The sequence below is a fragment of the Perlucidibaca sp. genome (genome assembly GCF_057084925.1).
This window is the reverse complement of sequence record NZ_JBXMRC010000008.1, coordinates 23457-37381: the sequence shown is the minus strand read 5'-3', so window position 1 is coordinate 37381 and position 13925 is coordinate 23457. Positions and strand designations below refer to the sequence as shown.

Below are 13925 nucleotides of genomic sequence, written 5' to 3'. Positions count from 1 at the left end.
TGCTTCTTGTATTTATGGTTGCGGCCGAGCTTATTTGCTGAAGCCGCGCTTGGCCAGCTCAATCTTGGCAATCACGCCCTTATGCACCTCATCCGGGCCATCCGCCAAGCGCAGGCTGCGCGCCTGAGCAAAGAAAGCCGTTAGCGGAGTATCCCGAGAGACGCCGGCGCCGCCATGAATTTGTATCGCCATATCGACGACCTGCTGCAGCACATTCGGTGCTACCACCTTGATCGCAGAAATTTCGGTCATGGCGGCAAACGTCCCCACGGCATCCATTTTCCAGGCCGCATAGAGCGTGAGCAGACGCGCTTGATCGATGGCGATGCGCGCCTCGGCAATGCGCTCGCGATTGCCGCCGAGATTGACCAGCGGTTTGCCAAAGGCGGTACGCGAGATGCCGCGATCGATCATCAGCTCCAGCGCCTTTTCGGCGGCACCGATGCAGCGCATGCAGTGATGAATACGGCCTGGGCCTAGGCGGCCCTGCGCAATCGAGAAGCCCTGACCCGGCCCGCCGATGAAGTTGCTCACGGGTACGCGCACATTGGTGAACAGCACTTCGCCGTGGCCGTGCGGCGCATCGTAATCGCCGAACACCGGCAGCATGCGCTGGATCTCCACGCCCGGCGTGTCCAGCGGCACCAGCACCATGGAGTGCTGGCTGTGACGACCCTTCTCGGCATCCGGCGTATGCGCCATGAAAATGGCGATCTTGCAGTCCGGGTCGCCGATGCCGCTGGACCACCACTTGCGGCCGTTGAGCACGATCTCATCACCGTCGATGATGGCGGTGGCCTGCATATTGGTGGCATCCGATGAGGCGACTTCGGGTTCAGTCATGCAGAAGACGGAGCGGATTTCGCCGTTTAAAAGCGGTATCAGCCATTGGGCTTTCTGTGCGTCGCTGCCATAGCGCCAGAGCACTTCCATGTTGCCGGTGTCGGGGGCGTTGCAGTTGAACACCGTCGGTGCAAGCAGGCTGCGCCCGGTCTGCTCCGCGATGTGCGCGTACTCGGCGATGGTCAGGCCGGCGCCCAGCTCCTCGCTCGGCATCCACAGATTCCACAGGCCTTGTGCCTTGGCTTTGCGCTTGAGCTCCTCCAGCATCGCTGGGTGCTTCCACTGGCGCCAGTCGCCATCGGGGTTGCTGGCATGCACCTCGGCCCAAAATGCGGGTTCGACGGGCTCGATGTGCTCGCGCATAAATGCTTTCACACGGGAAACATAGTCTTGGCCGCGCTCGCTGAGTTCGAAGTGCATAACGAAAGTCCTGAATTGAGGAAATAACCAGTGACCGATCCTATAGCCTGGCATACGATGCAGGAAATGATGATTTCTCATGGCGGGTCATGAATCAAATTAATAATATGGACTGGCCAGAACGCGCAGACATGGGTCGACCCGATATCGGTCGACTCGATCTCAATCTGTTCCGTGTCTTCGACACCATTTATCGTGAACGCAACCTCACGAGAGCGGCCGCGATTCTGTGCCTGAGTCAATCTGCGGTCAGTCATGCCATTGGGCGTTTGCGTACGCAGCTGGGGGATCCCTTGTTTGTGCGCGAAGGGCAGGGCGTGTTGCCAACCCCGCTGGCCGATCGGCTCTGGCCAGATATCCAAGGGGCGCTGGCACTGTTACGTCAAGCGGTGCATCGCAGCCAAGTCTTCGAGCCGGCTCGAGATATTAGTCAGATCACCTTGGCGATGAACGATGAGTTGGAGCCGAGCATCCTGCCATTGTTGGTACGAAAGTTACGCGAGCTAGTACCGACGCTACGCATCGCCAGCGTGCGACTGGATCGCGCCAGCCTGCGTGCCGACCTTGCCGCGGGTCGTCTCGATTGCGCTATTGATATTGCCCAACCGGTATCCGCCGACCTCTGTCATACCTTGTTATTGCAGGATGAATTTGTGGTGGTGAGTAGCGGCTCAGCCAACACGGCACGCCCGCTGGATATCCAATCCTATTTGGCGGCACAGCATGTGACGGTGTCTTCGCGGCGAACAGGGCGAGCGGTTGAAGATCTGGGGCTGGCGAAATTAGGCCTAGAGCGGCAGGTGGTCATGCGTTGTCAGCACTACGAGGCGGCCTGCCGGGTTGTCGCTGCCTCGGACTTATTGTTGACTCTGCCTAGGCGGCAAGCAGAGGCTATTCATGCCTCGGTGAAGAATGCCATTCTGACCTTGCCGGTTGAGCTGCCCAAAATGGAGCTGCACCTGTATTGGCATCGTCAGCGGGAGACAGATCCTGCAAATCACTGGCTGCGCAAGCAGGTTCTTGCGGTCATGACACCGCCAAGGGTGTTATGACCGCGCGATGGGACGGCTTAGAACAGTTTGCTCAAATTCACCACGCTGACCACGCTGATTAACGTGCCCACCAGCATGAGCAGGGTACGTGTTTGCAAATGGCGGGTAATAAAGGCGGCAAACGGCGCCGCAAATAAGCCCCCCACGGTCAACCCCGCCACGAAAATCCATACGCTGTTGTCTAGGATGGTAAAAAACGTCGCGGCAACGGTTACGGTCAGGAAAAACTCCGCAAAATTAACCGAACCAATGGTGGTGCGCGGATCATGCCCTGCACCAACGAGGGACGTAGTGACAATAGGGCCCCAGCCGCCACCGCCGGTGGTGTCCATAAAGCCGCCAAATAAGGCAAGGGGAGCGACTTTTTTAGCGTCGATATCACGCTTTAATTTAATAACCTTGAAGGCTTTGCTAAACACGTAAAGGCCCATCAGCAGGAGGTAGGCACTGATAAACGGCTTTAGCACCTGGCCATCCACATTCGTGAGGACATAAGCACCTAGCAAGGCGCCGATAATGCCCGGCAAAAGCAGGCTCAACACCAGCCGTTTGTTCACATTGCCAAGCTTGAGGTGGGAAATGCCAGACACTCCAGTAGTGAACACTTCGGCGAGATGGGTCGCGCCACTGGCCATGGCCGGAGGTGCGCCGGCGGCTAGCAGAAAAGTGGTCGCTGTGATGCCGTAAGCCATGCCCAACGCGCCATCAATAATTTGCGCCAGCAGGCCAACGCCTACTGCAGTCCAAAATAAGGGGTTATTTAGTGCACCCTCAATGAGCTCCGTGCCAGACGCGGGGCCGCCGCCCCAAAAAAGGCGATAGATGAAGCAGCCCACTAAACTGACCAGGGTCGCGACGATCAAATAGCTGGCGATACGCAGTACCGGATGTTCTTGCGCGTGGGTGACAGCGTATTCCACGGGTGGTAGCCCCAGTGCTTGATGCTCTGGGTTAATGGTTTGATCGCTTAGGTCGGGATGGCGGATTTTCATGATTCAACTAATCGCAGAGGGAGCAGAAGCGCATTGTAGGTAAGTCATTTGCGATCTAATAAGAATATTATTTTATAACAAAAGATCATTTGGTTATTACGACTGAGCTGCGCCGCATCGCCCATAAAAATGCCCCGGCACTTGCGTTACCGGGGCATTTTTAGATCGGCCTTACCGCAGAATAACTCAGCGACCCAAAGCGGCTCGCAAGGGGGCAGTAAAGCGTTCTACCGAGCTTTTGCCTCTGACTTTGCCGTCAAATGCCAGCACATCATCCTCAATGGCGCTAAAGCGTAATTGCGGAATATCGCGCAGGTAGTTTTGATCAACCAGCCAAGGTGCAGCACTGCCTTGGCGCGGGAGTTGATCGGCAGCGCGGCGAATGTAGCCCGACGACAAGCCGCCCAGCACGGTGTCTTCACTGAGCGGGTGATTATTGGCGCGCGGCTCAACCGTGCTGTAGCCGTTACGATCCATGTGCTTCAGCAAGCGGCAGATGTACTCGGCAGCGAGATCGGCCTTCAAGGTCCAAGAGGCGTTGGTGTAGCCAAAAACAATCGCCGCATTCGGCACGCCATCAATCATTAAGCCTTTATAGGTCAGCTTTTCCTTCACCACGATGGGAGCGTTGTCTACAGTCGTTTTCACGCCGCCCAGTAGCTGCACGTTCAAGCCCGTTGCCGTCACGATGATATCGGCTTCCAGCGTTTCACCCGATGTCAGCAAAATGCCGTTAGCGGTAAAGCGCTCGATATGGTCGGTATGGATAGAGGCTTTGCCGTTGCGCAGCACTTTAAACAGATCGCCATTGGGCACGACGCACAGGCGCTGATCCCACGGGGCATAGTCTGGTGTGAAGTGACGCATTTCAATATTAGTGCCCACCAGTTGGCGCTTAACCATGCTCAGAATGAAGCGGCGCACAGAGTCTGGGCGTGAACGAGAGGCCTTATACAGGGTGCGTTGAATGGCAATGTTGCGACCACGATTGAGCTGATACGCCAGTTTGGCTGGCAAAGTTTTCTGCAGCAGCTTGCTGACGGGATCGACGGCCGGTACAGACAAAATATAGGTCGGCGAGCGTTGCAGCATGGACACATGAGCAGCCTTATCCGTCATGTTAGGGACCAGCGTGATTGCCGTGGCACCAGAGCCAATAATCACGACTTTCTTGCCCGCGTAGTCCAAATTCTCTGGCCAGAATTGTGGGTGCACGATCTGACCTTGGAAGTCAGCTTCGCCCGGGAATTCGGGGCGGAAGCCTTCGTCGTAGTTGTAATAACCGGAGCAGCCGAGCAAGAAATTAGCGGTGTACTCTTCGGTTTCGCCAGTTTCATCATTCACGGCGGCCACATGCCAGCGCTTATCGCTGGATGACCAATTCGCTGTGACGACTTTACGGCCAAAACGAATTTTCTGGTCTACGCCATACTCTTCAGCGGTTTTACGAACATAGCCACGGATAGATTCGCCATCAGCGAGCACACGGGCTTCGGTCCACGGCTTGAAGTTGAAGCCGAAGGTATACATGTCGGAGTCGGAGCGGATGCCGGGGTAGCGGAACAAGTCCCAGGTGCCACCAATGGCATGACGACGCTCGAGGATGGCAATCGACTTATTGGGGCATTCACGCTTGAGATGGCAGGCGGCACCAATACCAGAAATGCCAGCGCCGATAATCAAAACATCTTGGTGTTGAACAGACATAAAACAACCTCGGTTAATTAAGCCGAGGTAAAGCTAAGACGAAAAAAGCGACGCGTCAACTAATTTGACAATGCGCGTTGTATCAATTGTCATTTCAGGTCGAATCTGTGGGGCAGTCGACCTGAAATGACAAGCTTTAGAGCTTACGCAGTACCAGTGAGGCGTTCGTTCCGCCAAAACCAAAGCTATTCGACATCACGGTTTTCAAGCCCGCGTTATCGATGCGCTGGAGGGCGATAGGCAGGCCAATGGCCTCGGGGTCTAGGGTTTCGATGTTTGCGGAGGCCGTCACAAAGTCATGTTGCAGCATGAGCAAGCAATAAATCGCTTCCTGTACGCCCGCCGCACCCAAGGAGTGTCCAGATAAGGATTTGGTGGAGCTGATGTGAGGCGCGTTCTCACCAAAAACAGCACGAATGGCGCGCAATTCAGCCAAATCGCCTACAGGCGTGGAGGTGCCATGGGTATTAAGGTAGTCCACCTGCGTATCAACTGTTGCCAGGGCCATGCGCATGCAACGCTCAGCGCCTTCGCCGCTGGGGGCCACCATGTCGTAGCCATCGGAGGTCGCGCCGTAACCAACGATTTCTGCCAAAATTGTGGCTCCACGAGCCATGGCATGGTCATAGGACTCCACCACGACCATGCCGCCGCCGCCGGCAATGACAAAGCCATCGCGGTTAGCATCATAGGCGCGTGAGGCCTTCGCAGGCGTGTCGTTATATTTGCTCGACATGGCGCCCATGGCGTCAAACATACATGACTCTTCCCAGCTTTCTTCCTCGCCACCACCGGCAAACACAATGTCCTGCTTGCCGAGTTGGATGAGTTCAGCGGCATGGCCGATGCAATGAGCACTGGTGGCACAGGCAGAGGCGATGGAGTAGTTCACTCCCTTAATTTGGTAAGCAGTGGCCAAGCAAGCTGAAATGGTCGAGGCCATGGTGCGAGGCACCATATACGGGCCAACGCGCTTCACGCCTTTTTCCCGTGCGATATCGGCCGCAAGTACTTGATTGGTGCTGGACGCACCGCCGGAGCCAGCCACTAAGCCAGTCCGTGGGTTGATGACCTGGTCTGGCGTCAGACCGGCCATCGCAATGGCTTTGCCCATCGCGATATAGGCATAGGCAGCAGCCTCGCCCATGAAGCGAAGCAACTTGCGGTCAATCAAGGCTTCCAAATCGAGGTCACGGATACTGCCGCTGATCTGGCTGCGGAAACCCATCTCCGCGTATTTGGCATTTGCCGAAATGCCCGAACGACCATGATAGAGGCTGTCTTTAACGGTTTCCGGCTCCAAGCCGAGGCAGGAGGTAATACCAAAACCGGTGATGACGACGCGACGCATTGCGTTCTCCGTTTAGAAGTGATCGGTGCTGGTAAAGAGGCCAACTTTCAGGTCGGTGGCCGTATAAATTTCACGGCCATCAACGAGTACACGACCATCGGCAATACCCATGACCAATTTGCGCTCGATTAGCCGTTTAATTTGAATTTCGTAGGTAATTTTCTGGTGATGGGGCAGCACTTGACCAAAGAACTTAACTTCGCCTGCACCTAGGGCACGGCCTCGGCCCGGGTTGCCGCGCCAGCCCAAAAAGAAACCCAGCAGTTGCCAAAGTGCATCCACACCCAAACAGCCAGGCATGACAGGGTCGGTTTCAAAGTGACACTGGAAAAACCAGAGTGACGGGTTGATGTCGAGCTCAGCAATAATCGACCCTTTTCCGTGCTCGCCGCCTTCACCGCTGATGTGGGTGATGCGATCCATCATGAGCATATTGGGCTGGGGTAGGCGCGCGTTGTTTTCGCCAAAGAGTTCGCCACGGCCGCAGGCGAGGAGGTCTTCACGGCTAAAACTCGTGCGTTGGGTCGGTTTGCTCATAACATCCTTTATCCAAGTCATTGATTGCGCTGCATCATAGCAAGTGGCTTTTGACAGAACGCTTACACAGTTGGCACAGAGTTGTTTCCAAGTGTTTCGAACGTATGTCAGCAAGATGACTGTTTTGTCGGTGTTCTGACGCTGGACAGTACTTAATGGGTGCGTATGATGCCCACTGCCTAAACCGGGTCTTTTGTTGCGAGGAATCATCATGTGGGTTGAGCTGGGTCAGTATGCACTGGTGCTCGCGTTTGTTGTGGCCATTGTCCAGGGTACGTTGCCTTGGTGGGGTGTGGTGCGTGGGGATGCGCGCGTACAAGCCATGTCGCGAACCGCAGCTTTTACTCAGTTAGGCCTGTTAGTGCTGTCGTTTGTCTTGCTCACGCTGGCCTTCCTGCAAAATGACTTCAGCGTAGATTACATTGCCCGTCAGTCCAATACCTTATTGCCTTGGTGGTACAAGATTTCCGCCGTTTGGGGTGGCCATGAAGGTTCCCTGCTGCTATGGGCGCTAGTGCTGGCACTATGGACGGCCGCGGTGGCGCGTTTTTCGCAAGCCTTACCCTTAGACATGACGGCTCGGGTTTTGGCGATCTTGGGGCTGGTCAGCACGGCCATCATTAGCTTTATTCTGTTTACGTCGAATCCATTCAATCGCTTATTCCCCGACTTTCCGATTGAGGGCAATGACCTCAATCCGTTGCTGCAAGACCCGGGCCTCATCTTTCACCCCCCCATGCTGTACATGGGCTATGTCGGCTTTGCTGTGCCTTTTGCCTTTGCCATGGCGGGGCTAATGACCGGTCGCCTGGATAGCGCTTGGGCGCGTTGGTCGCGCCCGTGGGCATTGGCCGCCTGGAGCTTCCTCACCGTTGGCATTGCGCTGGGATCGTGGTGGGCTTATTACGAACTGGGTTGGGGCGGTTGGTGGTTCTGGGACCCGGTAGAGAATGCGTCCTTTATGCCGTGGCTGGCGGGCACGGCACTTTTGCACTCTCTCGCGGTCAGTGAAAAGCGTGGTGTCTTTAAGGCCTGGACGGTGTTGCTAGCCATTATTGCCTTCTCGTTAAGTTTGCTCGGTACCTTCTTGGTGCGCTCCGGTGTGCTCACGTCTGTACATGCGTTCGCCGCAGACCCCACACGCGGATTGTATATTTTGGGCATCCTGGTAGTGGTTGTGGGCGGCTCGTTAAGCCTATTTGCCTGGCGTGGAGCGGCTTTGCAACGCGAAAGCAATCATGGCCCGTTTTCGCGGGAGATGTTCCTGCTGCTGAATAATTTGTTCTTGCTAACGGCCACTGTCATTGTTTTGTTAGGCACTTTATTCCCCCTGATCGCGGATGCACTCGAACTTGGTAAGTTCTCGGTGGGTCCACCCTATTTCAATCTGCTGTTCGTGCCGCTCACCCTGCTATTGCTGGTGTTTTTGGGCGTGGGGCCATCCACTAACTGGAAGAAGCAATCGGCTGATGTGATCTTACTGCCGCTGCGTAAGGTGCTATTGGCGGCGATTGTGATTGCGATCGGCTTGCCATTGATTTTCTTTGGTGATTGGCCGTGGCATGTTGGTATCACCGTTGGCCTTTGCGCTTGGGTATTGGGCAGCCAGTTGGTGGATATTGCGCGCAAGACGCAGCACGCCAGCACGCGTCGACAGGGCTTAAAGAAGCTAACCCGTAGCTACTGGGGCATGCAGCTGGCGCATTTAGGGCTGTTAGTCATGGTGCTGGGCATTGCTTTCACCACAACTTATAGCGTCGAAAAGGATGTACGTTTGACACCAGGCGAAAGCATCACGGTGAACGATTACACGTTCCGTTTTGAAGGTGTTGCAGATCACCAAGGTCCCAATTATGTGGCTCAGCGCGGTACGTTAATTGTCAGCCATAATGGGTTTGTGGAAACGCTGCACCCGGAAAAGCGCATTTATCGCGTGCAGCAAAATCCAATGACCGAAGCGGCGATTTCAGGCAATGCCTTCCGAGACTTGTATGTGGCCTTAGGTGAGCCTTTAGATGCTGGTGCCTGGGCCGTGCGTATTTACCACAAGCCTATGATTCGCTGGATCTGGTTCGGCGCTTTGATGATGGCGTTGGGCGCACTGTTGTCCATGCTGGATAAGCGTTATCGCTTGAAAGCGGCGGGAGGGCGTTGAGATGAAGCCCTCTTTACGCAAAAGCTTTATCTTCGGCTTGCCCTTGGTGCTGTTTCTGGCTTTGGCCGTGTTACTGGCGAGCAGAAATGGGGAAGACCCGTCTTATCTGCCGTCTGCCCGTTTACAGCAACCTGTACCGGCCTTTAGTTTGTCTAGCCTGGAAGATCCCGAACGCATGCTGGACCCTTCGATTTTTCAGGGTCAGGTTTCCTTGTTAAATGTGTGGGCCACCTGGTGTGTGTCCTGTCTGGTTGAGCATCCGGTCCTGCTCAATATGGCGGCTGACGGCGTTCGCATCATCGGCGTGAATTACAAAGATGACCGCCAAGCCGCTCAGGCCTATTTACGTGAGCGCGGTAACCCGTTTGCCGAAACGGTATTTGATGAGCGGGGTGACCTAGGTCTGGACCTCGGCGTTTATGGTGCACCAGAAACCTATTTGATCGATGCGCAAGGCCGTATTCGATATCGCGCTGTGGGAGTTCTCGATGCTAAGGCCTGGTTGCAGGAATTGAAGCCACGCTATGACGCCGTGCGAGCGGAATCCGCAGGAGCGAAATGATGAAGTATTTAGGGATTGTTCTAGGGTTTTTCCTGTCCTTCACTGCACAGGCGGCGATTGATGTGCGTGAGTTCCGTAGCCCTGTCGATGAAGCCCGCTATCGAGCGCTGATCGATGAATTGCGCTGCCCAAAATGTCAAAACACCAACTTGGCCGGATCGGATGCCGGCTTGGCGGATGATTTAAAAGACAGGGTGTATGAGCAAATTCAAGCAGGCAGAAGCGACGGTGAAATTCGAGATTATCTGGTAGTGCGCTATGGCGACTTCATCAGCTACAAACCTCCGATGAAAGCCAGCACCTTACTGTTGTGGTGGGGCCCCGCTTTATTGCTGGTGAGTGTGGGCTTTCTCCTCTGGCGTCGTAGCTTGCGTAAGCCGGTTCGCGTTAATCCGTTAAATGCCGATGAGCAGGCGCATTTACAGCGCCTGTTAACTGGTAGTGCTCAGCCTCCGATTGATAGCGAGCCCCGCGCATGATGAATTCTGTTTTAGTGCTTTCGCCCATGCTGCTCGTGGCGCTTTTACTGACCTTACTGGTGGTATTTGCCCTGCTGTGGCCATTACGTGGCCGCAACGTGAATGCCGGTCACTCCGTGCGTCAACTGAGTGCGCAGGTCTATCGCGATCGTCTCGATGAGCTCAATGCCGATTTGTCCACGGGGCGACTCGAGGCCGAAACCTATGCTCAGTTAAAGCTAGAGCTGGATCGCGGTGTCTTGGCTGACACCACGGCGGATGCTCGGATTCCGGTGGCGCACCATGCGTCGGTGAAGCCGTTAGCATTCGTTTTGTTAGTGTCGGTGCCGGTGCTAACCCTGGCGCTGTACTTGGGTTATTTCTTGAATTCGCAGGTCGCGCCCGATTTGAAGAATCAAGCGTTATTGGCCCCCAGCATTGATGCCATTCTGGCCGGCAAAGAGCCAGAGGCTGCGGCTAAAGATGCCAGTCTGCAGGACTTCATGCGCGCATTGCAGCGTCGTGTGCAGGCCGAACCAAACAATGCTGATGCCTGGATGACGCTGGGTTTAGGCTTCCTGCAAGCCAAAGATTATGAGCCGGCAAAAGTCGCGCTAGCGCGTGCTGCGGAGTTACGTCCGGAAGATATTCAAGTCGTGATGACCTATGTGCAGGCCACCATCATGACGCAAAACGGCGCCATGGATCCGGTTGCGCGGGGAATGTTGGGGCGCATCCTGCGCGAACAGCCCGATCATCAAGGCGCGCTGCTTATGTTGGGCATGGGCACTCTGCGCGCTGGTGAGCGTGAACAAGCTTTGGCTGTCTTGACGCAATTGCAGATGCTTCGGGCAGCAGAAGTGGCTACTAATAACGGTCAGCGCGACAGTGAAGCCGATCAGCGCATAGAGCGATTAATCCTTGAGGCGCAGCAGGGACCACAGGTCGCCGCTGCCGGCATTCAGGTTGAAGTAGCCCTGGACCCTGAGCTGGCCCGTCAGCTGCCTGCTGAAGCTGCGCTGTTTATTTTTGCGCGTACGCCTTCGGGTCCGCCCATGCCAGTCGCGGTGTTGAAGCGTCCGATTGCGCAGTTCCCGCTGCGGGTGACATTGACCAATGCCGACAGCCTGCAACCCACACGCTTACTGTCGGATCAGAAAGAGTTAGTGCTTCAGGCCAAGATATCCATGACCGGCAATGCCACGCCAGCAGCGGACGATTGGCAAGCTGTGCCAGTACCTGTGACAGAGGCTAATACCGGTATGGTTCGCTTGCGTATTACGAAGACCCGCTAGTCACCGGGCTTTCGTCGCATTTTGACAGTGTCATAAGACGTCAAGTCTTGTGAAAACAGGGTGTTGGCGAGTATTCTTGCCACCTTGTTTTTGGGAGTGTGTTGGATGCGTATTATTCTTCTCGGCGCGCCGGGTGCAGGTAAAGGCACTCAGGCTCAGCTCATCATGAACCGTTATGGCATCCCGCAGATCTCCACGGGCGATATGTTGCGTGCAGCCGTTAAGGCTGGCACTCCGTTAGGTGTTGCCGCTAAGCAAGTCATGGATGCCGGTGGTTTGGTGTCTGACGACATTATTATTGGCTTGGTTAAAGAGCGCATCGCGCAAGCTGACTGTGCCCAAGGTTTCCTCTTTGATGGCTTCCCGCGCACGATTCCACAGGCTCAGGCCATGATTGATGCCGGCGTGAAGATTGATCATGTGGTGGAAATTCGCGTTGAAGATAGCGAAATCATTTCTCGCTTGTCGGGTCGCCGCGTTCACCCTGGCTCGGGGCGTGTCTATCACCTGCAATACAACCCGCCCAAAGTGGCTGGCAAAGATGATGTGAGCGGTGAAGACTTAGTTCAGCGCCCAGACGACAGTGAAGAGACTGTGCGTAAGCGTCTCGACATTTACCACAGCCAGACACAGCCCTTGGTTGGTTTTTACCAGTCCTTGGCTCATCAATCCGGTGCAGCTAAGTACAGCTTAGTTCCGGGTGTGGGCTCGGTAGAGGAAATTACTGAGCGCATGTTTGCTGCACTTGCCTAAGGCAGAGTGCGCTAGAAGCAACCTACGTTGCAGTCTTGTCAGCTTTCGCCGCGCTAGTCGCGGCGTTATGCTTTTTGGTCTTTCATAAATGGATTGGGGTCACTCATGTCTTTGTGTTCTGCGAGCGCACCACGTCAACGCATCGGCATTATTCTGGCCAATTTAGGCACACCCGATGAGCCTACCGCAGCGGCGGTGAGACGTTATTTGCGTGAGTTTCTGAGTGATACCCGCGTTATTGAAGTGCCTCGGATTATTTGGTTTTTTATTCTGCGCATGTTTATTTTGCCCTTGCGCCCCCGTCGAGTCGCTGAGGCCTATGCCAGTATTTGGGCAAACGAGTCGCCCATGCGGACGACGTTGTTGGCGCAAGTTGCGGCGGTGCAGGCGCGCTTGCAGGAGAATTACCCCGACCTCGATATCACCGTGCTGCCGGGCATGAGCTACGGCAAGCCGAGTTTTAAAGCTGCCTTGGACCAATTCAGTGCGGCTGGCATTGAGCGATTTATTGTCTTGCCGTTGTTTCCTCAGTATTCCGCAACATCAACAGGGCCGCTCTACGACCAGCTCGGCACGTGGGTTAAACAGCAGCGCAATTTGCCCAGCTTGCATGTGGTGCGGGATTACCACACGCATCCCGCCTATGTGACGGCGTTGGCAAACAGCATTCGAGCCCATTGGCAGGTCAATGGCCGAGCCGACAAATTACTGTTTTCGTTTCATGGCATTCCACAGCCCTACGCCGACAAAGGCGATCCCTATCCGGCGCAATGCCGAGCGACAGCCAGCGCCGTGGCCGCAGAATTAGCACTAAAAGAGGGCGAGTGGGCGCAGAGTTTTCAGTCTCGCTTTGGCCTGCAGGAGTGGGTAAAGCCTTACACCGATAAATTGCTGGAAAGTTGGGGCCATGAGGGTGTGGGGTCCGTGCAAGTGCTGTGTCCGGCATTCTCGGCGGATTGCTTGGAAACTCTGGAAGAGATTGCCGTGGAAAATCACGATGAGTTCATCAAGGCCGGTGGCAAGCGCTATGAATACATTCCGGCCTTGAACGCGAGTGACGCGCACATCGATTTGTTTGTGTCTTTATTGCAAGGGCCGATACAGGCGGTGAGTTGTAGCGGCTGCCGCGTTAGTGCGGTGCCGTGTAGTCGCTGTCAGTGTTGAGGTTGGCAAAGCTGCTGGCCTCGGCATCGAGGATGACCTGCACCGCGTGTTCGGCCTGACACCAATCGCGCACCCGACGCTGTCCTGCATGTAAGCGTTCGCTAAGCCCTGTCGCTAAGTCGGTATGCACGAGCATGTGCAGCCAGTGCGTATCGATTGTCCCGTCAGCTGTTCGCACAGAAGCAACCGCCATTTTCGCGACAGGCTGATCCCTTATTGTGTGTGCTTGCTGCAGGCCTTGCCAAAGCTGCAGGCCCAAATCGCTGGGTAGCTGAGGCGTATCGACCGGGGTGATCAGTACCCAGCTCTCAGGCATCTGAGCTAGACAGCTGGCAATGCCGGCTAATGGTCCGGGATAGTCTGGCCACGTATCGCTGACCACCTGTGTGAGTGAGCATCCTGGAAGATCCGCATAACGCGCCTTGTTGCGATTAGCACTAATCCACAGCTGCCCTACCTGAGGTAACAATCTGTCGGCGACATGCGCGATTAAGGGCTGGCCCTGCCACGGCAGCCAGGCTTTATCGGCACCCTGCACGCGACGACCCGCACCGCCGGCGAGAATGAGGCCAGTCAATGGTGGGCAGGCGAGGCTGGGTGTCTTCATGTCGGCACAGTGGGGAGAAAGAGGCGCTA

13 protein-coding genes are annotated in these 13925 nt (G+C 55.5%); 7 read left to right on the top strand and 6 right to left on the bottom strand.

Annotated features, from left to right (window positions below; genetic code table 11):
• Nucleotides 1–30 precede the first annotated feature (30 nt).
• Nucleotides 31–1263, bottom strand: coding sequence for an acyl-CoA dehydrogenase family protein (locus AC14IB_RS02180; protein ID WP_484230354.1), 1233 nt, complete (start codon nt 1261–1263; stop codon nt 31–33).
• 89 nt (nt 1264–1352) lie between these two features.
• Here AC14IB_RS02180 and AC14IB_RS02175 point away from each other — a divergent pair, with 89 nt between their 5' ends.
• The gene (locus AC14IB_RS02175; RefSeq protein WP_484230353.1) at nt 1353–2315 is read left to right on the top strand and encodes a LysR family transcriptional regulator; all 963 of its coding nucleotides are present in this window, start codon (nt 1353–1355) and stop codon (nt 2313–2315) included.
• A gap of 17 nt (nt 2316–2332) precedes the next feature.
• Here AC14IB_RS02175 and AC14IB_RS02170 read toward each other — a convergent pair whose 3' ends face one another.
• The 4 genes from AC14IB_RS02170 to fabA form a co-directional block, all read right to left on the bottom strand.
• Complete coding sequence (locus AC14IB_RS02170) at nt 2333–3307, bottom strand: sulfite exporter TauE/SafE family protein (protein WP_484230352.1); 975 nt, start codon at nt 3305–3307, stop codon at nt 2333–2335.
• 186 nt (nt 3308–3493) lie between these two features.
• On the bottom strand, nt 3494–5014 hold the full coding sequence (locus AC14IB_RS02165; RefSeq protein ID WP_484230351.1) for a flavin-containing monooxygenase: 1521 nt from the start codon (nt 5012–5014) through the stop codon (nt 3494–3496).
• Between the two features lie 136 nt (nt 5015–5150).
• A complete protein-coding gene (gene fabB / locus AC14IB_RS02160) occupies nt 5151–6365 on the bottom strand; it encodes a beta-ketoacyl-ACP synthase I (protein WP_484230350.1) in 1215 nt (404 codons plus the stop codon).
• Between the two features lie 12 nt (nt 6366–6377).
• Nucleotides 6378–6902 (bottom strand): bifunctional 3-hydroxydecanoyl-ACP dehydratase/trans-2-decenoyl-ACP isomerase, encoded by a 525-nt coding sequence (gene fabA, locus AC14IB_RS02155; RefSeq protein WP_484230349.1) that lies wholly within the window; start codon nt 6900–6902, stop codon nt 6378–6380.
• 211 nt (nt 6903–7113) lie between these two features.
• Between fabA and AC14IB_RS02150 the strand changes: the two genes are divergently transcribed.
• The 6 genes from AC14IB_RS02150 to hemH all read left to right on the top strand — a co-directional run bounded on the left by AC14IB_RS02150 (nt 7114) and on the right by hemH (nt 13289).
• Entirely contained in the window at nt 7114–9057 is a 1944-nt protein-coding gene (locus AC14IB_RS02150; protein ID WP_484230348.1) for a heme lyase CcmF/NrfE family subunit, read from the top strand.
• A gap of 1 nt (nt 9058) precedes the next feature.
• A complete protein-coding gene (locus AC14IB_RS02145; protein ID WP_484230347.1) occupies nt 9059–9619 on the top strand; it encodes a DsbE family thiol:disulfide interchange protein in 561 nt (186 codons plus the stop codon).
• Nucleotides 9616–10098, top strand: coding sequence for a cytochrome c-type biogenesis protein (locus AC14IB_RS02140; RefSeq protein ID WP_484230346.1), 483 nt, complete (start codon nt 9616–9618; stop codon nt 10096–10098). The genes AC14IB_RS02145 and AC14IB_RS02140 overlap by 4 nt, the downstream gene beginning before the upstream one ends.
• Nucleotides 10095–11372: a c-type cytochrome biogenesis protein CcmI gene (gene ccmI / locus AC14IB_RS02135; RefSeq protein WP_484230345.1), complete on the top strand. Its 1278-nt coding sequence runs from the start codon at nt 10095–10097 to the stop codon at nt 11370–11372. Before AC14IB_RS02140 ends, ccmI begins: the two co-directional genes overlap by 4 nt.
• Nucleotides 11373–11477: 105 nt before the next feature.
• Nucleotides 11478–12125 (top strand): adenylate kinase, encoded by a 648-nt coding sequence (gene adk, locus AC14IB_RS02130; RefSeq protein WP_484230344.1) that lies wholly within the window; start codon nt 11478–11480, stop codon nt 12123–12125.
• A gap of 105 nt (nt 12126–12230) precedes the next feature.
• Nucleotides 12231–13289: a ferrochelatase gene (hemH, locus tag AC14IB_RS02125; RefSeq protein WP_484230343.1), complete on the top strand. Its 1059-nt coding sequence runs from the start codon at nt 12231–12233 to the stop codon at nt 13287–13289.
• Here hemH and mobA read toward each other — a convergent pair.
• Nucleotides 13255–13896 (bottom strand): molybdenum cofactor guanylyltransferase MobA, encoded by a 642-nt coding sequence (gene mobA, locus AC14IB_RS02120; protein WP_484230342.1) that lies wholly within the window; start codon nt 13894–13896, stop codon nt 13255–13257. The two genes, hemH and mobA, sit on opposite strands and share 35 nt — an antisense overlap.
• Nucleotides 13897–13925 lie beyond the last annotated feature (29 nt).